Genomic DNA, 24,071 nt, shown 5'->3' with positions numbered 1-24,071 from the left:
CCCACACCAGGAGGGTGGGCTTCTGCCGCCGATATAGCCAAAACCGGCCCGAACCCCCCCCCCCCCCCCCCCCCCCCCCCCCCCCCCCCCCCCCCCCCCCCCCCCACTCCTGTTCACTCACCGGCATGACCACACACGGGGGACGGCGCAGCCAGGCCGAACGGGACGCGATCACCGTCGAGATCGGATACGCACTGTTCAGCGCGACGTTCGCGGCAGCCGTCGTGTTCGGTGCCGTCGCGGGCCCGGCGCTCCTCTTCGACCTCCAGGACACTCTTTCCCGTGTCCTGCTGCGCACCGGGCTGGTGCTGGCGCCCGTGCTCTTCGCGGCCCGCGTGATCAGCGTCCTGGTCCGCTTCCGGCAGGCGGCCCGGCCCGGCCCCCTCGACCGGGCAGGGCTCGGTCCTCAGCCCAGCCAGCCGGGCCGGACCAACCCCGACTCGTAGGCCAGGACGACCAGTTGGGCGCGGTCGCGGGCGCCCAGCTTCACCATCGTGCGGCTGACGTGGGTCTTCGCGGTGAGCGGGCTGACGACCAGGCGGCGGGCGATCTCCTCGTTGGACAGGCCGATCCCGACCAGCGCCATCACCTCACGCTCCCGCTCGGTGAGCCGGCCGAGGGCGTTGGCGGCCGCGGGTTCCTTGGAACGCGCGGCGAACTCGGCGATCAGCCGACGGGTCACGCCCGGCGACAGCAGCGCGTCACCGGCGACCACCGCCCGCACGGCGCGCAGGAGTTCGTCCGGTTCGGTGTCCTTCACCAGGAAGCCGGAGGCTCCCGAGCGCAGGGCCTCGAAGACGTACTCGTCGAGCTCGAAGGTGGTCAGCATGACCACCCTGACCTCGGTGAGCGCCTCGTCCTCGGTGATGCGCCGGGTCGCGGCCAGGCCGTCCAGGAGCGGCATGCGGATGTCCATCAGCACGACGTCCGGGCGCAGTTCGCGCACCCCGCGCACGGCCTCCTCGCCGTCGGCGGCCTCCCCGGCCACCTCGATGTCGGGCTGCGCGTCGAGCAGCGCCCTGAACCCGGCCCGCACCAGTGACTGGTCGTCGGCGAGCAGTACGCGGATCACCGGCCCTCCCTGACCCTCGACGGCAGCACGGCGAGGACCCGGAAGCCCCCGTCGGGGCGCGGCCCCGCCTCGATCGTGCCACCCAGCGAGGCCGCCCGCTCCCGCATTCCGGCGAGCCCGTTGCCGCTGCCGCCCGCCTCGTCGCCGGTCGCGGGCCCGTCGTCGTCGACGCGCAGCCGCAGCGCGCCACCCGTGTGGTCGAGGCGCACGCGCGCGTGCCGTGAGCCGGAGTGCCGTACGACGTTGGTGAGCGCCTCCTGGACGATGCGGAAGGCGGCGAGGTCCGTGCCGGGGGGCAGGCGTGGCGACTCGCCCTCGATCTCGACGGTGAGACCCGCGCGGGCCGCCTGTTCCACCAGTTCCGGCAGCCGGTCGAGGCCGGGCGCCGGGGCGCGGGGAGCGCCGCCGGGCGTGCGCAGGGTGTCGAGCACCTGGCGTACGTCGCCGAGCGCCTCCTTGCTGGCGGACTTGATGGTGGTGAGCGCCGTGCGGGCCTGCTCCGGGTCGGCGTCGAGGAGCGCGAGTCCGACGCCCGCCTGGACGTTGATGACGGAGAGGCTGTGCGCGAGGACGTCGTGCAGTTCGCGTGCGATGCGCAGCCGTTCCTCGTCGGCGCGCCGCCGGGCCGCCTGCGCGCGCTCGGCCCGCTCGCGGGCCCACTGTTCGCGTCTCGTGCGGGCCAGTTCCGACACCGCCACGATCGCCACGACCCAGGTGGCGATCACCAGCTCCTGCCCCCAGGAGGCGCCCGCGTCGCGGGAGGGCGGCAGCCACTGGTAGAGCCAGTGGGCCACCAGGACGTGGCCGGCCCACAGCATCCCCAGGGCGATCCAGGCGGCCCTGCGGTGCCCGGCCACCACGGCGCTGAAGCAGGCCAGCGCGACAGTGAGGAAGACGGGCCCGTACGCGTATCCGGCGCTCAGGTAGACCATGGCGGCCGCCGCCGTGCCGAACACGACGGGCACCGGATACCGCTGCCGCCACAGCAGCAGCCCCGAGGCCACGAGCAGCAGCACGCGCGCGAAGACGTCGAGCGGAGCGCGGTCCCCTTCCTGCATATGGGCCGCGAAGTTCGAGCCGACCAGCACGAAGGCGGTGACCAGCAGGGTGGAGCGCCACGGCCACCGGACGCCGGGCTCCTCGTCGTCCCAGCGGCCGCGCCACGGCGACCCGTACCGCCGCCAGGAGGGCGGACCACCGCCGCGTACGCGCTGCTCGTCCATGTCCGCCACGCTAGACGCCGCACGCGGCCGCGGACGTCAGCCGGGCGAGGTGATCACGCGTACTCCCGGGGAAGTACATCCGTGGAGTGGGCTCCTCAGCGCAGCCCCACCCCGCGCGCGAGCCCTTCCGCCGCATGCCGGAAGAACACGTCCCGTTCCTCCACCAGCCGGTCGAACTGGCCGAAGAGTTCGAAGCCGACCAGGCCGTACAGCTGGGCCCAGGCCGCGACGAGGGCCGCGGTCACCGCGGGCGGCAGGTCGGTGGCCAGGAGGGCCCCGATCCGCTCGGCCTCGGGGCGCAGCTCGTCCGGCAGCGGGGGCTCGGCCAGGCCGGGCTCCCGGTGCGCGTCGCGCAGGACGCCGATCAGCACGCGGCCGACGCGGGCCGCGGCCGCGACGGTGTGCTCGGGGGCGGAGTATCCGGGCACCGGCGAGCCGTAGATCAGCGCGTACTCGTGCGGGTGCGCGAGCGCCCAGCCTCGTACGCCCTCGCAGACCGTCGTCCAGCGACGCACGGGGCCGGCGTCCGCGACCGCCCGGTGTGCCGCCTCCGCCCGCTCGCCGAGGGAGTCGTAGGCGTCGATGATGAGAGCGGTGAGCAGGTCGTCACGGCTGGGGAAGTACCGGTACAGCGCGGAGGAGACCATGCCCAGCTCCCGGGCCACGGCCCGCAGCGACAGCTTGGCCGCTCCGTCGGCGGCGAGCTGCCGTCGCGCCTCGTCCTTGATTGCGGCGGTGACTTCGATCCTGGCCCGGGCGCGTGCGCCCTGTGCGGTTCTGCTCGTCGTCATGCAGGAAGTGTTCCATGAATCCGGAGCGGTGCACACGTAAAAGAGCACTGCTCTTGCTTTGGAGCGCCGTTCTCATGCAGACTCCTCACAAGAGAGAGCATCGCTCTCCGAAACTCTCCGGGGGTCACCATGCAGTCGTCGCCGTACTACCTCAAGGGCAGCCCGCTGACCGTCCGCCTCAACGGCGTCGTCGGCTGGCTCGCCCGGCACGGCTTCAGCCTCCTGGGCACGGCGGAGATGTCCGTGCGGGGGCGCAAGAGCGGCAGGATGCAGCGCATCCCGGTCAACCCGCACACGTTCGAGGGCACGCAGTACCTCGTCTCGGCCCGCGGCCACTCCCAGTGGGTGCGCAACATGCGTGCGGCGGGCGGCGGGGAGCTGAGGGTGGGCCGCAGGGTGCGCGCGTTCACCGCGGTGGAGCTGCCCGACGAGGAGAAGCTCCCGATCCTGCGTGCCTACCTGAAGAAGTGGGGCTGGGAGGTCAACCAGTACTTCCAGGGGGTCACCGCCAAGTCCTCCGACGAGGAGATCGTCGCGGCCGCCGGTGACCACCCGGTCTTCCGGATCACGGTCACTCAGTGACCTCGCCGGCCGCGGGCTCCGTCAGCCGGCGGTCCATCGCGGTCAGGGCACGCTGGGCGAGCGGGTGGGAGCGGACGAGCTCCCCCAGTGACGTCGAGCCGCGGGTGATGTCGGTGAACGCCCTCCAGGCGGGCCGAAGGCTCGTCAGCGCCGCGTGGAACAGCCCGGGGCGGCGCTCGAACGCCATCAGCATCCGCTTGCCGACGCTCATCTCCACGCCGAGCCCCGCCTTGATCGCGAACGCGTAGTTGAGGGCCTGACGCCGGGCGTCCACCGCGTCGTGCGCCTCCGTGATCCGTACCGCCCACTCCCCCGCGAGCCGGCCGGAGCGCAGCGCGAACGAGATGCCCTCGCGGGTCCACGGTTCGAGGAGCCCCGCCGCGTCTCCGCAGACGAGGACCCGCCCGCGCGACAGCGGGGAGTCGTCGGCCCGGCAGCGGGTCAGATGGCCTGAGGAGATGCTCGGCTCGAAGCCGGCGAGGCCGAGCCGCCCGATGAACTCCTCCAAGTACCGCTTGGTCGCGGCGCCTTCACCGCGCGCGGAGATCACCCCGACCGTCAGCGTGTCCCCCTTGGGGAACACCCAGCCGTAGCTGCCGGGCATCGGCCCCCAGTCGATGAGCACCCGCCCCTTCCAGTCCTCGGCGACGGTCTCCGGCACCGGGATCTCCGCCTCCAGGCCGAGATCCACCTGGTCGAGCTTGACCCCGACGTGCGCTCCTATCCGGCTTGCGCTGCCGTCGGCGCCGACGACCGCGTGGGCCAGCAGCGTCTCGCCGCCCTGGAGGACGACGGCGACCGTGCGCCGGTCCGGCACCGCCGAGCCGTGCTGCTCGACGCGCTGCACGGTGACGCCCGTGCGCAGCTCGGCGCCCGCCTTCTGCGCGTGCTCCACGAGCTGCTGGTCGAACTCGGGGCGGTTGATCAGCCCGAACAGCATCTGCTTGGAACGGCGGGTACGGGTGAAGCGCCCGTTGTTCGAGAACGTCACCGCATGGACGCGATCACGGAAGGGCAGTTCGAAGCCCGGCGGCAGCGCGTCGCGCGAGGGGCCGATGATGCCGCCGCCGCACGTCTTGTAGCGGGGCAGCTCCGCCTTCTCCAGCAACAGCACACGCCGTCCCGCGACCGCGGCCGCGTAGGCGGCCGAGGCCCCCGCCGGTCCCGCGCCCACCACGACGACGTCCCACACCCGCCGCACGTCGTCCGCCGAAGAGTTCTCGCTGCTCACGATGGTCTACTGCTCCGATCAAGCCGCTGCCGCACCTGTCATCCGCATCCTACGGCGGAGATCGCCACAGCCCGCTGTGGGAGGATCACCGCCGCGTGCGCCCGCACACCGGGTCCGGCGTACGCTCGCACGGTCACCCGTTCACGCGGGTGCCCACCCGTACAACGTCGCACCCACAAGGAGCGTGCCCATGTCGTCGAATCCGGTCGCCGAGACCGTCGCCTCGCTGATGCCCAGGGCGAAGGCGGAGCTCACCGAGCTGGTGGCCTTCAAGTCGGTGGCGGACTTCGACCAGTTCCCGAAGAGTGAGAGCGAGGCCGCCGCGCGGTGGGTCGCCGACGCGCTGCACGCCGAGGGCTTCGAGGACGTCGCCCTGCTGGACACCCCGGACGGGACGCAGTCGGTGTACGGGTACCTCCCGGGGCCGGCCGACGCGAAAACGGTTCTCCTCTACGCCCACTACGACGTGCAGCCGCCGCTCGACGAGGCTGCCTGGGCCACCCCGCCCTTCGAGCTCACCGAGCGCGACGGCCGCTGGTACGGACGCGGCGCCGCCGACTGCAAGGGCGGCGTCATCATGCACCTGCTCGCCCTGCGCGCGCTCAAGGCGAACGGTGGCGTGCCGGTCAACGTGAAGGTGATCGCCGAGGGCTCGGAGGAGATGGGCACCGGCGGCCTGGAGCGGTATGCCGAGGAGCACCCGGAGCTTCTGGAGGCCGACACCATCGTCATCGGCGACGCGGGCAACTTCCGTGCCGGCCTGCCCACGGTCACCTCCACGCTGCGCGGCATGACCATGCTCCGCGTGCAGATCGACACCCTCGAAGGCAACCTGCACTCCGGCCAGTTCGGCGGCGCCGCGCCCGACGCGCTGGGCGCGCTGATCCGTGTCCTGGACTCGCTGCGCGCCGAGGACGGCTCGACGACCGTCGACGGGCTCACCGGCAGCTCCGCGTGGGAGGGGCTGCGCTACGACGAGGAGCAGTTCCGCAAGGATGCCAAGGTGCTGGACGGCGTCGGCCTGATCGGCTCCGGCACGGTCGCCGACCGCATCTGGGCGCGCCCGGCGGTGACGGTCCTCGGCATCGACTGCCCGCCGGTCGTCGGCGCCACCCCGTCGGTGCAGGCGAGCGCCCGCGCACTGGTGAGCCTGCGGGTGCCGCCGGGTGTCGACGCCGTCGAGGCCACCAAGCTGCTCCAGGCCCACCTGGAGGCGCACACGCCGTGGGGCGCGCGGGTGCGCACCGAGCAGGTCGGCCAGGGCCAGGCGTTCCGCGCCGACACGGCCAGTCCGGCGTACGCGGCGATGGCGGACGCGATGGCGGTGGCGTACCCGGGGCAGGAGATGCAGTACGCCGGTCAGGGCGGCTCCATCCCGCTGTGCAACACCCTCGCCGCCCTGTACCCGCGCGCGGAGATCCTCCTCATCGGCCTGAGCGAGCCGGAGGCCCAGATCCACGCCGTCAACGAGAGTGTGTCGCCCCAGGAGCTGGAGCGTCTTTCGGTCGCCGAGGCCCTGTTCCTGCGCAACTACGCGGCGAGCTGACCCGCTCTGCCCTCAGCAGAGGCCCTCGCCTGCCGGGCGCGGGCCTCTCTACGGTCGTCCCATGGACCTCATCGAGCTCCGTCCCCGCCTGTATCTCCTGCGCTTCCCGGTCGTCAGGCCTATCTCTGGCGTGACGGGGCCGAGTTGACGCTGATCGACGCCGGCCCGCCGGGCTCGGGCGCGCGCATCGCCGAGGCGATCAGGGCTCTCGGGCACCCTCCGGCCGCCGTACGGCGCATCGTGTTGACCCACTTCCACGTCGACCACGTGGGCGGGGCCGCCGAGTTGGCCGCGTCGACCGGGGCCGAGGTGCTGGCCCACCGCCTGGACGCGCCCGTGGTGCGCGGCGAAGTCCCCGGCCCGCCACCGGTGTTCGAGGAGTGGGAGATCCCGCTGCACGCGGAGGCCGCGAAACACCTGCCACCGGCTCACTTCGCACGCCCGACAACGGTGACCGAGCTGTCCGACGGCGACGTCCTCGACTTCGGCGACGGCGCCCACGTCGTCCACGCACCCGGGCACACGCACGGCAGCATCGCCCTTCACCTGCCCCGACACCGCGTGCTCTGCACGGGCGACGCGGTGGCCGCGTCGCCGGTCGACGGCACCGTGCTGCTCGGTGTGTTCAACGTCGACCGCACCCAGGCGATCGCCTCGTTCCAGCGTTTGGCGGCGCTGGACACGGACGTGGCCTGTTTCGGCCACGGTGCTCCCGTGCTCGGACGGGCGGGGGCCACGCTGCGGGAAACCGCGGACAGGTACGCGGCCGCAGGCTGACGATGAGGGCATGAACCCCGCCGAACGCCTCACCGCCCACCATGACCTCGCCACCTCGCTCGCCCTGCTCAGTGACGCCGAACTGGCCGACCTCCTCGCCACGGGCGTGCCCGTCGGCACCGGCATCAGCGGACGGGTCCTGCTCGTGGAGGTGGACGGCAGGCGGGTCTTCGTCAAGCGGGTGCGGCTGACGCACGCCGAGCGGCTCCCGGACCGCGTACGGTCCACGGCGAACCTCTTCGGCATGCCGCCCTTCTGCCACTACGGCATCGGGAGCCCGGGGTTCGGCGCCTGGCGGGAGCTGGCCGTGCACACGATGACCACCCACTGGGTCCTGGCCGGCGACTTCGCCGGGTTCCCGCTGACGCACCACTGGCGGGTTCTGCCCGACGAGCCCCCGACCCCTCCCCGACGAACTCGCCGACGTGGACCGGGCCGTCGCCCACTGGGGCGGAGGCGCGGGGGTCCGCGCGCGCCTCGAGGGCCTGCGCATGGCCACCGCGAGCCTGACGCTGTTCCTCGAGTACATCCCGTACACGCTCCACGACTGGCTCGACGCACGGATCCGCACAGCCGACGCCGACACCGCCTGCGCCCTGGTGGAGCGCAGGCTCACCGAAGCCACCGACTTCCTCCGCGCGCGTGGGCTGCTGCACTTCGACGTCCACTTCCGGAACATCCTCACCGACGGCCGGCGGCTGTATCTCGCGGACTACGGCCTCTCGCTGTCCTCCCGCTTCCGCCTCACCCCCGCGCAACGCGCCTTCCTCGACCGCCACCGCGACTACGACCGCGCCTACGCGACGTCCTTCTTCGTCACCTGGCTCGTCGTCGCCCTCCACGGACACGGCCGCGACGAGCGCGAGGCCTACATCCGCGCGTGTGCCGACGGCGCGCGGCCCGAGGGGGCCCCTGGGGCGGCCGCCGACGTCATCGCCCGTCACGCGCCGGTCGCCGCCGTGATGAACGACTTCCTGCGACGGTTCGAGAAGGAGAGCAGGCAGACGCCCTTCCCTCACGCCGAACTACGGGCGCTCTACGACAGCTCCACGGTTTCCGGATAATGGCAGGCGACCGGGTTGCCGCCGCCCCGGTCGGTCAGCTCGGGCTCCTGCTGCAGGCAGGCGCCGCGTTCGTCCTCGGTGAGGGCCTGGGCGAACTTGGGGCAGCGGGTGCGGAAGCGGCAGCCGGAGGGTGGGTCGATCGGTGAGGGGACGTCCCCGCTCAGGCGGATGCGCTCGCGCCGCTCGGCGGCGTCGGGGTCGGCCTCGGGGACGGCGGACAGCAACGCGCGCGTGTAGGGGTGCCGGGGACGGGCGTAGAGGGCCTCCCGGTCGGCGACCTCGACGACCTTGCCGAGGTACATCACCGCGACGCGCTCGGAGAAGTGCCGGACGACGGCGAGGTCGTGGGCGATGAAGACGAAGGCGATGCCGAACTCGCGTTGCAGGTCCTGGAGCAGGTTGACGACCTGGGCCTGGATGGAGACGTCCAGCGCGGACACCGGTTCGTCGGCCACGATGAGCTTGGGGCGCAGGGCGAGGGCGCGGGCGATGCCGATGCGCTGGCGCTGGCCGCCGGAGAACTCGTTCGGGTAGCGGTTGTAGTGCTCGGGGTTGAGGCCGACCGTCTCCAGGAGTTCCTGCGCGCGCTTCTTGAGGCCCTGCGGCGGTTCGATGCCGTTGAGCCGCATCGGCGTCTCGATGATCGTGCCGACGGTGTGGCGGGGGTTCAGCGAGGAGTACGGGTCCTGGAAGATCATCTGGAGGTTCTTGCGCGCCCGGCGCAGCTTCGCCGCCGGTTTGTGGGTGATGTCCTCGCCGTCGAAGACGATGGAGCCGGCGGTGGGTTCCAGCAGCCGGGTGATCAGCCGGCCCGTGGTCGACTTGCCGCAGCCGGACTCGCCGACCAGGCCCAGCGACTCCCCGGCGCCGACCGAGAAGTCGATGCCGTCGACGGCGCGCACGGCGCCGACCTGGCGCCGGAAGACGATGCCCGTCCGGAGGGGGAAGTGCTTGATGAGGCCGGTGACCTCGAGGAGCTTCCCGCCCGGGGCCTTCGCCGCCTGCGGTTCGCGGATGGGCTGGGTGGTGCTCACGGCGTGCTCCTGTGGTCGTTCGGGCCGGCGCCCCGGATCTCCTGCTTGGCCCGTTCGGTGAGATGGCAGGCCGCGATGTGCGCGGCCGTTCCGGCGACCGGCCGCAGCTCGGGCCGTTCGACCGTGCAACTCCCCTCCGGGACCCGGCCCTTGTAGGCGCAGCGCGGGTGGAAGGCGCAGCCGGACGGGAGGTTGATCAGGCTCGGCGGGGTGCCCGGGATCGGGTTGAGCCGGCGGCCCACGTCGTCGGCGATGTCCGGCATGGACTGCAACAGGCCCCAGGTGTAGGGGTGTTCGGGCTGCTTGAGGACGTCGCGGACGGTGCCGTACTCGATGCGGCGGCCGCCGTACATCACCAGGATGTCGTCGGCGACGTCGGCGACCACGCCGAGGTCGTGGGTGATGATGATCACCGCGGAGCCGAACTCCTCCTGGAGGTCGCGGATGAGGTCGAGGATCTGTGCTTGGACGGTGACGTCGAGGGCGGTCGTGGGTTCGTCCGCGACGAGCAGGGCGGGGTCGCAGACCAGTGACATGGCGATCATGGCGCGCTGGCGCATGCCGCCGGAGAACTGGTGCGGGTAGTCCTTCGCCCTGCGGTCGGGCTGCGGGATGCCGACCCGTTTCAGCATCTCCACGGCACGCTGTGTGGCCTCCTTCTTGGAGACCTTGTGGTGCACCCGGTAGGCCTCGGCGATCTGGGAGCCGACGGTGAAGAACGGGTGCAGCGCGGACAGCGGGTCCTGGAAGATCATGGAGACCGTCTCGCCGCGCAGCTCCCGCATCTCGCGCTCGGGCAGGGCGACGAGTTCCTGCCCCTCCAGCCAGATCTGGCCGGACACCTGGGCGCGGGTGCCCTTGTGCAGTCCGAGGAGGGCCAGCGAGGTCACCGACTTGCCGGAGCCGGACTCGCCGACGATGCCGAGGGTGCGGCCCTTCTCCAGCGTGAAGGAGACCCCGTCGACGGACCTCACGAGACCGTCCTCGGTCGGGAAGTGCACCCGCAGGTCCCGTACGTCGAGGAAGGAGGTGGCGGCGGGCAGCAGGTCCGCGGGCTGCTCGGGGGTGGACAGGGTCACTGGACTTTCCTTCACGCGAGGCGTACGCGGGGGTCGACGAGGCCGTAGACCAGGTCGACGACGACGTTGGCGAGGACGACGAACGTGGCGGCGAAGAGGGTGGTGCCGAGGATGACCGGCAGGTCGGAGTTCTGGACCGAGTCCACGGCGAGCTTGCCGATGCCGTTGATGCCGAACACGGACTCGGTGATGACGGCGGAGCCGCCGATGAGCGAGCCGACGTCCATGCCGAAGATGGTGATGATCGGGGTGATGGCGGCCCGCAGCCCGTGTTTGAGGACGATCCGGCCGGTCGGCAGCCCCTTGGCGCGGGCGGTGCGCATGTAGTCCTCGGCGAAGACCTCCAGCATGGAGGAGCGGGTGAGCCGGGTGTACAGCGCGAGGTAGACGAAGACCAGGGTCGCCCAGGGCAGGATGAGGCCCTGGAGCCAGCCGGCCGGGTCGTCGGTGAAGGGGGTGTAGCCGGCGGCGGGCAGCAGCTGCCACTTGTCGACGAACAGGAAGAGCAGCAGCAGTCCGACGAAGTAGATCTGCACGGAGACGCCGACCAGCGCGAGGCCGACCGCGGCCTTGTCGGCGGCCTTGCCCCGGCGGACCGCGGCCACGGTTCCGAGGCCGACGCCCAGGATCAGGAAGACCACGGCGGCGCCGAGACCGAGGGAGAGGTCGGCGGGGAAGTCGTCGAGGAGGGTGGTGAGGACGGGGGTGTCGGTCTGGAAGGACACTCCGAGGCAGGGCGCGGAGCAGTGGATGGCCACGCTCTGGTCGCCGAAGTCACGGCCGACGAAGAGGCCCTTGAAGAACTCCCAGAACTGCGTCAGGAAGCTCTGGTCGAGGCCCAGTGAGTGCTTGATCTCCGTGAGGCGCGAGGGTGAGCAGGTCTTCCCGCAGGCCAGCAGGGCGGGGTCGGACGGCAGCGCGTAGAAGATGAAGAAGGTGATCACGGTGATCACCAGCAGGATCACGGCCGCCGCCAGAAGGCGTCGGATGAGGTAACGGAGCATGGCGTCCTGGGACCTGACGTGAGGTGGGGTGCTGGGGTGCCCCCGCCGGCGGCGTACCGCCGGCGGGGTGTCGGACGGGGTGCGTCAGTGCTTGACGTAGACGTGCACCAGGCTCGGCTCGGCGAGGATCGGGTCGGAGATGACACCGCCGACCTTGGAGCCCGCGAGTTCGCTGAAGTTCATGTACATCAGCGGGACCACGGCGGCGTCCTTCATGATCTGCTCGTCCAGGGCGCCGTAGGCGGTGTTGCGCTGCTTGATGTCGGTCATCTTGGCGGCCTTGTCGATCTGCGCGTTCACGGCCGGGTCGTTGAGGTACGACAGGTCCTGGTTGGACTGCGGCAGCTTCTTGATCTGCCGTCCGTCGAACAGAACGGGCAGCACGGTGGAGGCGTTGGGCCAGTCCGCGATCCAGTCGCCCCAGACCAGGTCGTACTGGTTCTTCACGTTGTCGATGGTGCTGAAGTAGTTGGCCGGGTCGATCGGGGCGATGTTCACCGTGACGCCGATCTTGCCGAGCGAGGTCTTCACCGCGTCCGCGAAGTGCGTCTGGGTGGTGCTGTTCTCCACCGCGAGCGACATGGTGGGCTTCGGGTTGCCGGCCGCCTTCATCAGCGCCTTGGCCTTGGTGAGGTCACCGGCCGGGTTGGTGCTGTAGAGGTTGAACTTCTGGTAGCCGCCGATGCCGGGGCTCAGCATGGTGGTGGCGTAGTTGCCGTAGGCCGAACCGCCGAAGGCGCCACGCACGGTGGTCTTGTCGATGGCGTCCTCGATGGCCTGACGGACCTTGATGTCCTTGACCCGGGTGGTGTTGATGGCCAGGTAGTTGATGCCGGGCGCGGGGATCTTGTAGTAACGCGACTTCAGCGACGGGTTGTTGGCAATCGTCGTCAGGTCGGAGCCGGCGATCGGGTCCTGCATGATCGCGGTCTGGGCGACCCCGGCGTCGGACTTGATCTGCTGGTCGATGGCGGCCTGCTCCTGGCCGAACTTCACGTCGATCTCGTCGACGTTCTGCTGGCGGATCGGGTCGTTGGACTGGCTCCACTTCGTGTTCTTGACGAGCACGAGTTCCTTGTTCTTGGTGTACGACTTGATCATGTACGGCCCGTCGGACCAGACGTGCGTGTCGTACGTCGCCCCGGTGTCGTGGGCCTTGGGCACCGCCGACCAGCCGGGCATGGCGGTGGTCTCGTTGAAGTCGGCCACCGGCTGGTTCAGCTGGAACGTGATCGTGTACTTGTCCGGGGTCTGGATGGAGGCGAGCTCCTTGCCCTTGTACGGCCCCTTGTAGTCGGCGCCGCCGACGAGCCACTGACTCGCGTACGGCGGACCGCCGTTGATGTCCGGGGAGAAGGTCCGCTCCACTCCGTACTTGACGTCCTGCGCCGTGACCTCGGTGCCGTCCTGCCACTTGACGCCGTGGCGCAGGTGGAAGGTCCAGACCGTGTCACCCTTGGAGGCCGTGCCGGTGTCGGTGGCCAGGTCTCCGACCAGCTTCGGGGCGGACCCCGACTCGTCCCAGCCGGTGAGGGTGCGCACGAACTCCTCGTCCATGCTCGAACCCTGCGTGGTGTACACGCGCTGCGGGTCGAGGTGGTCGTAGTCGGCGTTGTTCAGGATGGTCAGCGTGCCGCCCTTGGTCGGGGAGCCGCTGCCCGCGCCGGTGGAGGATCCTCCGCCGCATGCGGTGGCCCCCAGGGTGATCGCCACGGCGGTGGCCATGAGAGCGACCGTGCGCGTTCTGCGCTTCATGAGGTAAACACTCCGTTCTTGTTCGACAGGCCCGGCTTCGGCGGTCGTTCGTTGCGCCGTCGGGGCCGGAGATGCGAGGGCCGCGCGTCAGCCTCGACGGGCGCGGGGATCGAGGGCGTCCCGTACGCCGTCCCCGAGGAGGTTGAGCGCCAGGACGAGGACGAGGAGCAGGACACCGGGGACGAACAGGTACGCCGGGTCCTGGAGGAAGAACTGGGAGGCGTCCGACAGCAGGGCGCCCCAGTCCGGGTTGGGCGGGATGACGCCGACGCCCAGGTACGACAGAGCCGCCTCGGTGGTGATGTTCTGCGGGACGGCGAGGGCGAAGGAGATCAGGATCGGCGCCCACAGGTTGGGCAGCAGCTGGCGGAAGAGGATGTGGCGCCGGCCTGCGCTCATGAGCCGGGCGGCGTCGACGAACTCCCGCTCGCGCAGGGACAGCACCTGTCCGCGTACCAGGCGGGCGGTGTAGGCCCAGGCGAAGATCGCGATGTTGACGACGAGGACCAGCAGCCGGAGGTTCTCGTCGGTGCCGCCGTGGCTGTTCGTCTGGAGCGCGTTCTGGATCACCGGGGTGAGCGCGATGATGAACAGCAGCTGGGGGAAGGCCAGCATCACGTCCATGATCCGCGACAGCACGGAGTCGACCCAGCCGCCGAAGTAGCCGGCCGCGAGGCCCGCCACGACGCCGGCCACGGTGGACAGCACGGCCGACGCGAAGCCCACGAAGAGCGAGGTCCGCAGCCCGTAGACGATCCTGGCGAACAGGTCGTAGCCGGTGCCCGGTTCGACGCCCAGCAGGTGGGTGAGGCTGATGCCGCCGAGCGCCCCGCGCGGGAAGTTGCCGGTGTCCGGGTCGATCGCCCGGCCGTCCGGGGTGATCGGCCCCCAGCCGGTCAGCGCGGTGAGCACCGGGGCCAGCAGCGCGACGGCGAGGAACAGGACGGTCACCACCAGCGCGACCATGGTGATCTTGTCCCGCGTGATGCGCTTCCAGGCCATGCGGGCCGGTGAGCGGCCGGTGACGGTCGGCGCGATCACGCTGCCGAGCTCGACCGGCTGGAGTTGCGTGGTCATCGTACGGACATCCCGGATCTACCCCTGGCTGAAAGAAATGAGTGGCGGCCGTCACCGGCCCCACGAGACAATGCGGACTTTCGCAATGCGTCGCGAGTCCGGTCAAGGCGCACCAGGGGCAGAAAAGGGATTGTTTGCGCTCGTGGAAAAGTGTTGACGAGTGCAGGGTGTGTGATTAGCCGGAGCGTGAGGGGAGGACGACACCCCCTTGGCCATTGCTTAGGGTTTCCCCTGCTCCGACGGGTGCACACGGTGGTTTCGGAACGATGACGGTCCGCCCGCGCTTTTCTCCGGGTATTCTCCGGACCGGGTAAAGTCGGCCCACCGCGGTGGAGCGACACACAGAAAAGCCAAAGAATTTCCCGGCGAAAACCGAACGGGACCGGCCGGTAATCTCACGGCGCGTCAGCCTACGGGAATCCCCGCTTCCAGATAGAGCGCAGCGCCACGCTCGCGTGCCCGCAGCGCCCAGCGCAGCCGTTCGTAGCGGACCGGCGGCAGCAGATCGGCCGCCTCCTCCTCGGTGACGAACCGCCAGTCCCGCAGTTCGGGCCCCGGCAGCAGCAGCCCCTCGGTCCGTGCGGCGTCCAGTCGGCCGCCGTCGAAGAGGAGGCGCAGTCCGCCGTAACCGGGCGGAGTGGGCTGCTCCCAGTCCACGACGAGCAGCCGCGGTACGTCGTCCAGGTGGATGCCGGTCTCCTCGGCGACCTCGCGGATGCCGGCCCGCGCGGGCGCCTCACCGGGTTCGACGACCCCGCCGGGGAACTCCCAGCCGGCCTTGTAGGTGGGGTCGACGAGCAGCACCCGGTCCTGCTCGTCGAAGAGGAGAACCCCGGCGGCGAGGGTCTCGGCGGTCGGCTCGGGCGTCTGCACGATCTCGCACTCGGGGACCGCACCCGTACCGACGGCCTCGGCGATGCGGGCGGCGGCCTCGTACGGGGTGAGGGGGCCGGTGTCGACGGGGTGGGCGTCGGCGGTGAGCCAGGAGGCGAGGGCGGCGCGGTAGGGCTCGATGTGGTCGTACGACCACTGCCGTATCCGCATGTCGCCGTCGGGGAGGTCCGGCGGAACCTCCCGCCCCGCTATTCGCTGACGCAGGATCGTTTCGGCCGGAGTGAGGAGAATGTGCCGTACCGGGATCCGGCGGGCGGCGAGGCCGCCGAAGATCTCGTCGCGGTAGTCCTGGCGCAGCAGGGTCATGGGCACCACGAGGGTGCCGCCGAGTTCGGCGAGCATCGCGGCGGCCGTGTCGATCACGAGCCGTCGCCAGATCGGCAGGTCCTGGTAGTCGCCGACCTCGGCGAGGCGCTTGGGCGGGAGCAGGTACGGGAGCGCTCCGCCGATGACCTCGGGGTCGAAGAGCGTGCTGTTCGGGATCAGTTCGATCAGTTCCCGTGCGGTGGTGGTCTTCCCCGCACCGAAAGCGCCGTTGATCCAGACGACGGTCACGATTCCCCCTCTTCTGTTGGCCCCCTGTGGCTTGCCCGCTCCACCCTGCCACGGAAACCAGCCGTCGTAGAGGCCGCGCAAACGGAAGCGCCGGTACCCCTTCGTGCGGGGCCCGGCGCGATGAGTGGTGCTGTCCCGCCGTCAGTCGGCCTGCCGCAGCAGGTCGTCTTCGATGTCCAGGCTGTTGTCCTGGGCGATCGTGGGGTCGATGCCGCTGAGGGCGTCGCCCACGTTGAGCCCCTTGAGGTCCTCACTGCCCAGTCCGTGGGAGGGCGTGATCGCCGCGACGACGAATCCGGTGGCGAGGGAGGCGATGGCGAGCATGCTGCGCTTCTTCATGCCGGTTCAACTGGGAAACCGCCCCGGAGTCACGCCCCCGCCCGGATCCAGGGCCTGTCCGGCCGATCATGCCGCAGACGCGGGGCTCGACACGCCCTCCTCCACGCTCGGCGTCGCTCGCACGGAAGGTAGCCCCACCCGCGTTGTCGGCGGTCGCCGACTCCCCCTACGCTCGGCGGCGCTCGCGCGGGAGAGACACCCCTCGCGTCGACCACCGTTCCCCGCCTTGCAGCTGCACGCACCAAGCCCCGCTCACCCGCGCCGATGCGGCGCCGCAGCTACCCTCCGACCCGATCCGACGGACAGGCCCCAGCGCGCGCACGGCGCACGAGGTCCTCGGCCGCCCGCGCCCACCGCGGGTGGGTGAAGGTGAAGCCCGCGTCGAGCAGCCGGCCCGGAACCACACGGCGACTCTTCAGCAGGAGCTCCGTGTCCGAGCGCAGCGCGAAGGCGCCGATCTCGGCCATCCACCTGGTGGCGGGCAGCCCCACGGGAACCCTCCGGGCGGCCCGCAGGTCCCGCATGAACGCCCGCTGCGGCAACGGCCCGGGAGCGGCCAGGTTCACCGGCCCGCCGAGGTCGTCCCGGTCGGCCAGGAACTCCACGGCCCGGACGAAGTCGTGCTCGTGAATCCAGGACACGTACTGCGCGCCGCCCGCGACCGGGCCGCCGAGACCGAGCCGCGCGAGCCACGAGAGGACGTCGAAGACACCGCCACGGTCCGGGCTCATCACCATGGCGGAGCGCAGGGCGACCTTGCGGGTGTGCGGGGTCACGGCCCGTTCCTGCTCCCGCTCCCAGCTCTCGGCGATCTTGACGCTGTACGCCCAGTAGTCCGGCACCCCGGATTCCGTACCGCCGATCAAGCCGGTCGCCTCGTCGTTGGGCGCGTCGAAGCGGTGGGCGTAGACGGTGGCGGTGCTCATCTGCATCCAGACGCGCGGCGGCCGTACGGCGGCTTCGATCGCCTCTCCGACGACGCGGGCGGAGTTGACCCGCGAGTCCATCATCGCCCGCAGGTTGGCCGGGGTGTACCGGCAACTGACGCTGCGGCCCGCCAGGTTGACCACGACGTCACTGCCGTCGATCTCCTCGGCCCAGGCGCCCAGGGTCTCCCCGTCCCAGGGGACTTCCCGCGCCCGCGTGGGCCGTCTGGTGAGGATCACGACTTCATGTCCTGCGGCGGTCAAAGCGCGGTCCAGGACCGTTCCGACCTGCCCGGTTCCCCCGGGCAACACGAACTTCACAGGGCTCCCCCTCCGTCGGGAGGAAGCCTAGCGCAGAAAGTTGAACATGTTCAAAAATAGGTCGGGGTGAGAAGCCGGGGCGCTGTGACTCATGAAGACGCGGGCGGCGGCCGAGTCCGGCCGCCGCCCGCAAGAACGTCTCTGCAGATGTTCTCGTCAGACCCCCGCCGCCTCCGCCCCCGCCGGCCGCGCAGCGAGTGCCGCGGCGGCCGCTCCCACCAGGCCGGCGTCCGTGCCCATCAACGCCGGCGTCACCGTCAGGCGCTGCACGAAGGAGAGGGTGGCGTAGTCGTGGAGCGACTTGCGCAGGGGCGCGAAGAGGATGTCGCCCGCCTTGCCCACTCCCCCGCCGATGACGGCGATGTCGATCTCGACGAGCGTCGCGGTGGCCGCGATGCCCGCCGCCAGCGCCTGCGCGGCACGCTCGAAGGAGGCTACGGCGACCGGATCGCCCGCACGAGCGGCGGCCGCCACGGCCGCGGCGGAGGTGTCGCCGTCGGGGCCGGGCCGCCAGCCGTTCTCCAGGGCCCGGCGGGCGATGTTGGGCCCGCTCGCGGTGCGCTCGACGCAGCCGCGCGCACCGCACGGGCACGGGTCGCCGTCGAGGTCGACGCTGATGTGTCCGATGTGGCCCGCGTTGCCGGTGGGGCCGGGGTGGAGCCGGCCGTTCAGGACCAGCCCGCCGCCGACTCCTGTCGACACCACCATGCACAGCGCGTTGTCGTGCCCCCGGGCGGCGCCCTGCCAGTGCTCGGCCGCCGTGATCGCGACGCCGTCGCCGATCAGCTCGACGGGCAGTCCGCCGACGGCGGCCCTGACCCGCCCGACGAGCGGGAAGTCGCGCCAGCCGGGTACGTTCACGGGGCTCACCGTGCCCGCGGAGGCGTCCACCGGCCCCGCGCTGCCGATCCCGACGATGTGCGCCCGCCCCCACAGCGGCGAGGCGGAGAGCTCGCCGAGCACCTCCTCGACGGCCCGCATCACGGTGTCGCCGTCCTCCCGTGCCGGTGTCGCGCGCTGCGCGCGCACCAGGATCCTGCCGTGGCCGTCGACGAGCGCACCGGCGATCTTCGTACCGCCGATGTCGAGGGCTGCCACGAGGTCGGTCTGCATCAGTGTCGGATCTCCCCGTCTACCGTGGAAAAGAGCAGGCCGGTCCGGCGGTGGGGGACGCGGGCCGGAGGTGAATGCGATGGACAGTGTCCCCCGCATCTGACAACGTTGTCCAGGTTCTATGCTCGACGCCACATCCTCATACAAACCATGGACGAACGCATCCTCGGGGACGACGGGGACAAAAGCAGCCCGTGGACGACAGGACAGGACACCGCATCGTGCCCGAGACCATCCGCCGAGCCGACAACCTTTCCGGGACCCGCTACGGCAACCGTCCCACGATGAAGGACGTCGCTGCCCGCGCGGGCGTCGGGCTGAAGACGGTCTCCCGCGTCGTCAACGGCGAGCCGGGCGTGACCCCGGAGACGGAGCGCCGCGTCCAGGACGCGATCGAGGCCCTCGGCTTCCGCCGCAACGACAGCGCACGGGTCCTGCGCAAGGGCCGCACCGCGAGCATCGGCCTGGTCCTCGAAGACCTCGCCGACCCGTACTACGGTCCCCTCAGCCGCGCGGTCGAGGAGGTCGCCCGCGCCCATGGGGCACTGCTCATCAACGGCTCCAGCGCCGAGGACCCGGACCGGGAGCAGGAACTGGCGCTGGCGCTGTGCGCCCGGCGGGTGGACGGTCTCGTGATCATCCCGGCGGGTGACGACCACCGCTATCTGGAGCCGGAGCTCAGGGCGGGCGTGGCCACGGTGTTCGTCGACCGCCCGGCCGGGAGGATCGACGCCGACTGCGTCCTGTCGGACAACTACGGCGGAGCCCTCGGCGGTGTCGCCCACCTGATCGCCCACGGTCACCGGCGCATCGGCTTCATCGGTGACATGCCCCGCATCCACACCACCGCCGAGCGTCTGCGCGGCTACCGGACGGCCATGGAGGACGCCGGGATACCCGTCGCGGACGCCTGGACGTCGCTGGGTGCCACCGATCCGGAGCGGGTGCGCCGGGCCGCCGAGGAGATGCTCGACGGGCCGGAGCCCGTCACCGCGATCTTCGCTGGCAACAACCGGGTGACGGTCACCGTGATCCGCGTCCTCGCCGAGCGGACCCGTCCGGTCGCCCTCGTCGGCTTCGACGACATCGAGCTCGCCGACCTGCTCCGGCCGGGCATCACCGTCGTCGCCCAGGACGCGACGGCCATCGGCAGCACGGCGGCCGACCGCCTCTTCCGGCAGCTGGACGGCACGCTCGTCGCCCCGGAACGCATTGAGCTGCCGACCCGACTGATCACGCGCGGCTCGGGCGAGCTGCCGCCGGCGGACTGAGCGGCTCATGGACGACCGCTCCCTGACGACGCTGGGCCTGGCGGAGGCCCCGCGCGACCGACCGCTGAGCTATCCGGGTGCCTGGCCGCGCGAGTCCGGGCTCCTCGACGGCGACCGGCTGCTGCCGCTGGACCGGCTCGTCCACCCCGACCGCACTCCGGTCCTCGCCGTCGGCTCCAACGCCTGCCCCGGCCAACTGCGCCACAAGATGGACGAGTACGGGATCACCTCGCCCATCCCCATGGTGAAGGTGCGCGTCACCGGCATCGGCGTCGGTATCTCCGCGCACGTCAGCCGCCTGGGATACGTCTCCGCGTCCCCCTTCGACTCCCCCGGTGCCGTACAGGAGCTGTTCCTCACCTGGCTGGACGCCGAGCAACTCGCCATCGTCGACGCCAGCGAGGGCGTACCGCTGGCGCAGGGCAATTTCCGCCGGGCGTGGCTGCCCTCCCCCGACGTGGGGTTCAGGCTGGAGGACGGCGAGACGCTGCCCGGGGCGTACGTGTACGTCAACCGGCGCGGAGTCCTGCACAACGGCACCCCCGATCCGCGCCCGCATCCGGGACAGCGGGAGCTGATCACCGAGCTGCTGCTGGGGTCTGCCCGCCTTCGGGAGCTGTTCGGCGTCACACCGGAGGAGTTCTGCGCGCGGGCCCGGGCGGATGTGCGGCTGTGCGAGCGGGGTACGCGGCTGCTCGCCGAGGAGAAGCTGGTGACGGCGTCGGGGCTGGAGCGGTACGTGGGGCGCCCTCAGCAGACGGGCAGCCCGGGCACCGGCGAGTCGTTGTAGCCCCCCTTGATGTAGACGTCGCTGACGTAGACGTCGGTGTTGCCGCTGTCGTCGTCCGTCTTCGCCCACCAGACGTTGGTCCACGCGCCGTGCGTCTCACGGCGCCCCAGGTTCCGCTGGCAGTAGAAGTAGTTGCTGCCCGCGTTGAGGACGCCCACCTCGGTGCCGGAGGAGGTGTACGACTTGGCGGTGCGCCAGACCAGGCAGTTGTACTTGCCCGCGCCGATGGACGTGCAGGACGGTGCGGGGCTGGTGGTGGACGGACTGCCCGTGGGCGTCGCCTTGCGCGTCTGTCTCGGATCCCAGGCGGCGCCGGGTGTCTTCTCGGCGCCCGGCTCGGTGGGTTCGGGATCGTCCGAGTGGACGGCGTCGGGACGGGCGGAGGCCGGGGCTGAGGACGCGCCCGGGGTCGGGGAGGCCCCCGACCGCGCATCTGTGTCCCTGCCGTTGGCGGCGTTCAGCAAGGCGACGGTGATGACGCCCGCGACCATGATGACGGCCACGGCGACGCCGGGGAGGAGGTCTCGGGCCTTGCGCCGCGGCGAGGCGGGGGCCGCCATCGGCCCGGTGGGAGCGGCAGCGGACGAAGCGGGCGGGGCAGCGGAACCAACAGCTCCCCCTCCCTGCGCCCCCGACACGGCCGCCCCCGGAGCACCGGGCATCCCCGACCAGGCCGACCTCGAAACACCGGGCTCCCCCGCCCTCGACCCGGGCGACCCCGAGACGCCAGCCCCTTGCACCCCCGACACGGCCGACCCCGAAACACCGGGCTCCCCCGCCTCCGACCCGGGCGACCCCGAAACACCGGACCCGTGCCTTGCCCCGGCTTCCGGTGGCGGCGCGGGCGGTACATCCGGTTTCGTTTCCTGCCGGTCCAGGGGCGCGGGTACCCCTCGCAGGGTCGTGGTCGGTGTGTCCGAGGCGGCCGTCGACGCCACAGCCTCCAGCAGCGCACGCGCCTCCTCCGCCTCCGGGCGGCTCTCGGGGCGCTTGTCCAGCAGTCGGCGCAGGATCGGTGTGAGGGGGCCCGCGCGGTGGGGCTCCGGGACGGGTTCGGTCACGATCGCGGTGAGGGTCGAGTACGTCGACGTACGGCGGAAGGGCGAGGAGCCCTCGACAGCCGCGTAGAGGGTGGCTCCGAGGGCCCAGATGTCGGAGGCCGGGCCGGGGTCGGCGCCCTGGGCGCGTTCGGGGGCCAGGTAGTCCAGGGAGCCGACGAGTTCGCCGCTGCGGGTGAGATGGGTGGCCGAGCCGTCGGCCGGGTCCTCCATCGTCGCGATGCCGAAGTCCGTCAGGACGACGCGACCGGAGCGGTCGAGCAGGATGTTGCCGGGCTTGACGTCACGGTGCAGCACGCCGGCTCGATGGGCGGCCGCCAGCGCGTCCAGGACCTTCGCACCGATTCCGGCCGCCTCACGCGGGTCGAGGGTGCCGCGTTCGCGCAGGACGTCGTCGAGGGAGGGGCCGTCGACAAGTTCCATGACGATCAGCGGACGGCCGTCGACCTCCGCGATGTCGTGCACGGCGACGACCCCGGGGTTCCGCACCCGGGCCGCCGCGCGAGCCTCGCGCTGCATGCGCAGCCGCAGCCGGGCGAGTTCAGGAGCGTCGGCGTCGGTGTAGGCACGCAGTTCCTTGACGGCGACCTCCCGCCCGAGCACCTCGTCGACAGCTCTCCAGACGACTCCCATGCCGCCACGCCCCAACGGCGCCACAACCCGATAACGCCCCGCCAGCAGCCGCCCGACCCCGGCCGCCTGTTCGTGTTCCCCCGAAGACACCGCCGCCCCGTTCCCATGACATGTCCCTGCGTAGCGTCCAGCCTAAGGGTTCCTTGCACCCTGAGCGCCCGATCAGGTCGGGTGGTCCGGTGCCGTGCATCGCGGCGTGAAAGAGCCCTCGATGGGGGTCCCCCCCATTCGAGCGGAGCCGAGAGTGGGGGCGGCCCTACCAGGGCTTTTCGGCCACGCGGCGAGGTGCGGTGCCAAGCCGCGCGACCCGGGCGCTCATGGTGCAAGGACCCCTCAGGGCGGAAGTGGCACGAAGCCCCCGCGCTCGGGCCTTGTGACACGCCCGCTACGTGACGGCTGCCGCGCCGGGTGCCGTGGCGGTTCCCGGTCCGTGGCGCCTGCCGCGGCCGAGCACCGCGCCGCGTGGTCCGCCACGGCCCGCTCCAGGGCGGGCACCGAGGCCCGGCACCATCGAAAGCCCGCTACCTGCCCGACGCCGTCAGACCGCCCCGCCGAGGTGCCGCGAACGCTTCCAGGTCGGCCCGCGCCAGTCCGGTCGCGCCGGTCACCTCGGCGGGATCGAGGGCGCCGCAGTCCAGGCCGCGCAGGAGGTAGCCGCTGAGGGCCTTGGCGGTGGCGGGCTCGTCCATGACGTCGCCGCCGGCACGGTTGGCGTAGCGGGCGAGACGGGCCGCCGCCTGTTCGAAGCCCTCGCGGTAGAAGGCGAAGACGGCCGCGTAGCGGGTGGGGATGTGGCAGGGGTGCATGTCCCAGCCCTGGTAGTAGGCGCGGGACAGGGCGCGGCGGGTGAGGCCGTAGTGCAGCCGCCAGGCGTCGTGGACCCTCTCGGTCGGGCCGACGGGAAGGACGTTCGTCGAGCCGTCGCAGACGCGTACGCCGGTGCCCGCCGCCGCGACCTGCATGATCGCCTTGGCGTGGTCGGCGGCCGGGTGGTCGCTCGCCTGGTAGGCGGCGGAGACCCCGAGGCAGGCGCTGTAGTCGAAGGTGCCGTAGTGCAGGCCGGTCGCGCGGCCCTCGGCGGCCTGGATCATACGGGCGACGGTGGCGGTGCCGTCGGCGGCCAGGATGGACTGGCTGGTCTCGATCTGGATCTCGAAGCCGATCCGGCCCGGGTCGAGTCCGCGTGCCTTCTCGAACGCCTCGAGGAGCCGGACCATCGCGGTGACCTGCTCGGGGTAGGTCACCTTCGGCAGGGTGAGGACCAGCCCCTCGGGCAGACCGCCCGCCTCGATCAGGCCGGTGAGGAAGATGTCGAGGGTGCGGATGCCCCGGTCACGGACGGGTGCCTCCATGCACTTCATGCGCATGCCCATGTACGGGGCCGCCGTGCCGTTCTCGTACGCCTCGGCGATCAGCCGGGCCGCCCGGGCGGCCGCCTCGTCCTCCTCGGCGTCCGGACGGGGGCCGTAGCCGTCCTCGAAGTCGACGCGCAGGTCCTCGATCGGCTCGCGTTCCAGCTTGGCGCGGACGCGGGAGTACACCGGCTCGGCGAGGTCGTCGGCGAGGCCCAGGACGGCGGCGAAGGAGGCCGCGTCCGGGGCGTGTTCGTCGAGTGCGGCGAGGGCCTGGTCGCCCCAGGCGCGCATGGTGTCGGCGGCGAAGACGTCACCGGGGACGTAGACGGTGTGGACGGGCTGGCGGGTGCCGGGGTCACCCGGGTAGCGGCGCTCCAGTTCGGCGTCGACCGGCGCGAGGGAGGCACTGATCTCCTCGCTGACGGCGCCCGCGAGGCTCGTCACCACCTGTTCCTGCCGCCCCTGGCCCATCCCGCAACCTCCAATTTTCCGCTTTGCGGAATCGATAATCCGTAGAACGAAGTTATCTGCGGATCTCGCAGCCGGTCAACACCCTGTCCCCGCATGGGCCGTACCGCCAC

The 24,071-nt window shown here is 71.6% G+C and carries 20 protein-coding genes and 2 pseudogenes; 7 read left to right on the top strand and 15 right to left on the bottom strand.

Annotated features, from left to right (window positions below; all coding sequences use genetic code 11):
* The first annotated feature begins 125 nt into the window (after positions 1 to 125).
* Positions 126 to 446 carry a DUF6332 family protein gene (locus AC067M_RS12430; protein ID WP_478696967.1) on the top strand — a complete coding sequence of 107 codons (321 nt, stop codon included), beginning with the start codon at positions 126 to 128 and terminating at the stop codon, positions 444 to 446.
* Here the strand turns inward: AC067M_RS12430 and AC067M_RS12425 are convergent.
* The 3 genes from AC067M_RS12425 to AC067M_RS12415 form a co-directional block, all read right to left on the bottom strand.
* Entirely contained in the window at positions 407 to 1,072 is a 666-nt protein-coding gene (locus tag AC067M_RS12425) for a response regulator (RefSeq protein ID WP_478696966.1), read from the bottom strand. The two genes, AC067M_RS12430 and AC067M_RS12425, sit on opposite strands and share 40 nt — an antisense overlap.
* The gene (locus AC067M_RS12420) at positions 1,069 to 2,295 is read right to left on the bottom strand and encodes a sensor histidine kinase (protein ID WP_478696965.1); all 1,227 of its coding nucleotides are present in this window, start codon (positions 2,293 to 2,295) and stop codon (positions 1,069 to 1,071) included. Before AC067M_RS12420 ends, AC067M_RS12425 begins: the two co-directional genes overlap by 4 nt.
* A 95-nt stretch (positions 2,296 to 2,390) precedes the next feature.
* Complete coding sequence (locus tag AC067M_RS12415; RefSeq protein ID WP_478696964.1) at positions 2,391 to 3,086, bottom strand: TetR/AcrR family transcriptional regulator; 696 nt, start codon at positions 3,084 to 3,086, stop codon at positions 2,391 to 2,393.
* Between the two features lie 129 nt (positions 3,087 to 3,215).
* Here AC067M_RS12415 and AC067M_RS12410 point away from each other — a divergent pair, with 129 nt between their 5' ends.
* Positions 3,216 to 3,668, top strand: a complete 453-nt coding sequence (locus AC067M_RS12410) for a nitroreductase family deazaflavin-dependent oxidoreductase (RefSeq protein WP_478696963.1) — start codon at positions 3,216 to 3,218, stop codon at positions 3,666 to 3,668.
* On the opposite strand, the gene AC067M_RS12405 is transcribed toward AC067M_RS12410, so the two are convergent.
* Positions 3,658 to 4,899 carry a geranylgeranyl reductase family protein gene (locus AC067M_RS12405; protein ID WP_478696962.1) on the bottom strand — a complete coding sequence of 414 codons (1,242 nt, stop codon included), beginning with the start codon at positions 4,897 to 4,899 and terminating at the stop codon, positions 3,658 to 3,660. The two genes, AC067M_RS12410 and AC067M_RS12405, sit on opposite strands and share 11 nt — an antisense overlap.
* Positions 4,900 to 5,089: 190 nt before the next feature.
* Between AC067M_RS12405 and AC067M_RS12400 the strand changes: the two genes are divergently transcribed.
* From AC067M_RS12400 to AC067M_RS12390, 3 genes and pseudogenes are all read left to right on the top strand, one after another.
* Entirely contained in the window at positions 5,090 to 6,445 is a 1,356-nt protein-coding gene (locus AC067M_RS12400; RefSeq protein ID WP_478696961.1) for a M20/M25/M40 family metallo-hydrolase, read from the top strand.
* Positions 6,446 to 6,506: 61 nt separating this feature from the next.
* Positions 6,507 to 7,222, top strand: a pseudogene (locus tag AC067M_RS12395) (MBL fold metallo-hydrolase).
* 10 nt (positions 7,223 to 7,232) lie between these two features.
* A pseudogene (locus AC067M_RS12390) lies at positions 7,233 to 8,286 on the top strand (protein kinase family protein).
* Here AC067M_RS12390 and AC067M_RS12385 read toward each other — a convergent pair.
* From AC067M_RS12385 to AC067M_RS12345, 9 genes are all read right to left on the bottom strand, one after another.
* Positions 8,259 to 9,320, bottom strand: coding sequence for an ABC transporter ATP-binding protein (locus tag AC067M_RS12385; protein ID WP_478696960.1), 1,062 nt, complete (start codon positions 9,318 to 9,320; stop codon positions 8,259 to 8,261). The pseudogene AC067M_RS12390 and the gene AC067M_RS12385 sit on opposite strands and share 28 nt — an antisense overlap.
* Complete coding sequence (locus tag AC067M_RS12380) at positions 9,317 to 10,399, bottom strand: ABC transporter ATP-binding protein (RefSeq protein ID WP_478696959.1); 1,083 nt, start codon at positions 10,397 to 10,399, stop codon at positions 9,317 to 9,319. Before AC067M_RS12380 ends, AC067M_RS12385 begins: the two co-directional genes overlap by 4 nt.
* 11 nt (positions 10,400 to 10,410) lie before the next feature.
* The gene (locus tag AC067M_RS12375) at positions 10,411 to 11,403 is read right to left on the bottom strand and encodes an ABC transporter permease (protein WP_478696958.1); all 993 of its coding nucleotides are present in this window, start codon (positions 11,401 to 11,403) and stop codon (positions 10,411 to 10,413) included.
* 84 nt (positions 11,404 to 11,487) lie between these two features.
* Positions 11,488 to 13,158: an ABC transporter substrate-binding protein gene (locus tag AC067M_RS12370; RefSeq protein ID WP_478696957.1), complete on the bottom strand. Its 1,671-nt coding sequence runs from the start codon at positions 13,156 to 13,158 to the stop codon at positions 11,488 to 11,490.
* A gap of 87 nt (positions 13,159 to 13,245) precedes the next feature.
* On the bottom strand, positions 13,246 to 14,235 hold the full coding sequence (locus AC067M_RS12365; protein ID WP_478696956.1) for an ABC transporter permease: 990 nt from the start codon (positions 14,233 to 14,235) through the stop codon (positions 13,246 to 13,248).
* A gap of 405 nt (positions 14,236 to 14,640) precedes the next feature.
* The gene (locus tag AC067M_RS12360; RefSeq protein ID WP_478696955.1) at positions 14,641 to 15,684 is read right to left on the bottom strand and encodes an NUDIX hydrolase; all 1,044 of its coding nucleotides are present in this window, start codon (positions 15,682 to 15,684) and stop codon (positions 14,641 to 14,643) included.
* Between the two features lie 141 nt (positions 15,685 to 15,825).
* Positions 15,826 to 16,023: a hypothetical protein gene (locus AC067M_RS12355; RefSeq protein WP_478696954.1), complete on the bottom strand. Its 198-nt coding sequence runs from the start codon at positions 16,021 to 16,023 to the stop codon at positions 15,826 to 15,828.
* Between the two features lie 278 nt (positions 16,024 to 16,301).
* A complete protein-coding gene (locus tag AC067M_RS12350) occupies positions 16,302 to 17,270 on the bottom strand; it encodes a DUF1731 domain-containing protein (protein WP_478696953.1) in 969 nt (322 codons plus the stop codon).
* Positions 17,271 to 17,426: 156 nt separating this feature from the next.
* Positions 17,427 to 18,383 (bottom strand): ROK family protein, encoded by a 957-nt coding sequence (locus tag AC067M_RS12345; protein ID WP_478696952.1) that lies wholly within the window; start codon positions 18,381 to 18,383, stop codon positions 17,427 to 17,429.
* Between the two features lie 221 nt (positions 18,384 to 18,604).
* Between AC067M_RS12345 and AC067M_RS12340 the strand changes: the two genes are divergently transcribed.
* Positions 18,605 to 19,654: a LacI family DNA-binding transcriptional regulator gene (locus tag AC067M_RS12340; protein ID WP_478696951.1), complete on the top strand. Its 1,050-nt coding sequence runs from the start codon at positions 18,605 to 18,607 to the stop codon at positions 19,652 to 19,654.
* Positions 19,655 to 19,661: 7 nt separating this feature from the next.
* A complete protein-coding gene (locus AC067M_RS12335; RefSeq protein WP_478696950.1) occupies positions 19,662 to 20,444 on the top strand; it encodes a hypothetical protein in 783 nt (260 codons plus the stop codon).
* Here AC067M_RS12335 and AC067M_RS12330 read toward each other — a convergent pair.
* Positions 20,405 to 22,225, bottom strand: coding sequence for a serine/threonine-protein kinase (locus AC067M_RS12330; protein WP_478696949.1), 1,821 nt, complete (start codon positions 22,223 to 22,225; stop codon positions 20,405 to 20,407). The two genes, AC067M_RS12335 and AC067M_RS12330, sit on opposite strands and share 40 nt — an antisense overlap.
* A 431-nt stretch (positions 22,226 to 22,656) precedes the next feature.
* The gene (locus AC067M_RS12325) at positions 22,657 to 23,961 is read right to left on the bottom strand and encodes a DUF6986 family protein (protein ID WP_478696948.1); all 1,305 of its coding nucleotides are present in this window, start codon (positions 23,959 to 23,961) and stop codon (positions 22,657 to 22,659) included.
* Positions 23,962 to 24,071: the final 110 nt, after the last annotated feature.

The organism is Streptomyces sp. NPDC043427 (genome assembly GCF_056436655.1).
The sequence above is the reverse complement of the archived record's forward strand: the minus strand, read 5'-3'. Positions and strand labels throughout refer to the sequence as shown.

What these genes read in the sequence shown, in the direction of transcription:
- AC067M_RS12430 (WP_478696967.1), top strand. Translation starts at nt 126, where the DNA reads ATGACCACACACGGGGGACGGCGCAGCCAGGCCGAACGGGACGCGATC.
- AC067M_RS12420 (WP_478696965.1), bottom strand. Translation starts at nt 2,295, where the DNA reads ATGGACGAGCAGCGCGTACGCGGCGGTGGTCCGCCCTCCTGGCGGCGG.
- AC067M_RS12415 (WP_478696964.1), bottom strand. Translation starts at nt 3,086, where the DNA reads ATGACGACGAGCAGAACCGCACAGGGCGCACGCGCCCGGGCCAGGATC.
- AC067M_RS12410 (WP_478696963.1), top strand. Translation starts at nt 3,216, where the DNA reads ATGCAGTCGTCGCCGTACTACCTCAAGGGCAGCCCGCTGACCGTCCGC.
- AC067M_RS12400 (WP_478696961.1), top strand. Translation starts at nt 5,090, where the DNA reads ATGTCGTCGAATCCGGTCGCCGAGACCGTCGCCTCGCTGATGCCCAGG.
- AC067M_RS12375 (WP_478696958.1), bottom strand. Translation starts at nt 11,403, where the DNA reads ATGCTCCGTTACCTCATCCGACGCCTTCTGGCGGCGGCCGTGATCCTG.
- AC067M_RS12370 (WP_478696957.1), bottom strand. Translation starts at nt 13,158, where the DNA reads ATGAAGCGCAGAACGCGCACGGTCGCTCTCATGGCCACCGCCGTGGCG.
- AC067M_RS12365 (WP_478696956.1), bottom strand. Translation starts at nt 14,235, where the DNA reads ATGACCACGCAACTCCAGCCGGTCGAGCTCGGCAGCGTGATCGCGCCG.
- AC067M_RS12355 (WP_478696954.1), bottom strand. Translation starts at nt 16,023, where the DNA reads ATGAAGAAGCGCAGCATGCTCGCCATCGCCTCCCTCGCCACCGGATTC.
- AC067M_RS12345 (WP_478696952.1), bottom strand. Translation starts at nt 18,383, where the DNA reads ATGCAGACCGACCTCGTGGCAGCCCTCGACATCGGCGGTACGAAGATC.
- AC067M_RS12335 (WP_478696950.1), top strand. Translation starts at nt 19,662, where the DNA reads ATGGACGACCGCTCCCTGACGACGCTGGGCCTGGCGGAGGCCCCGCGC.
- AC067M_RS12325 (WP_478696948.1), bottom strand. Translation starts at nt 23,961, where the DNA reads ATGGGCCAGGGGCGGCAGGAACAGGTGGTGACGAGCCTCGCGGGCGCC.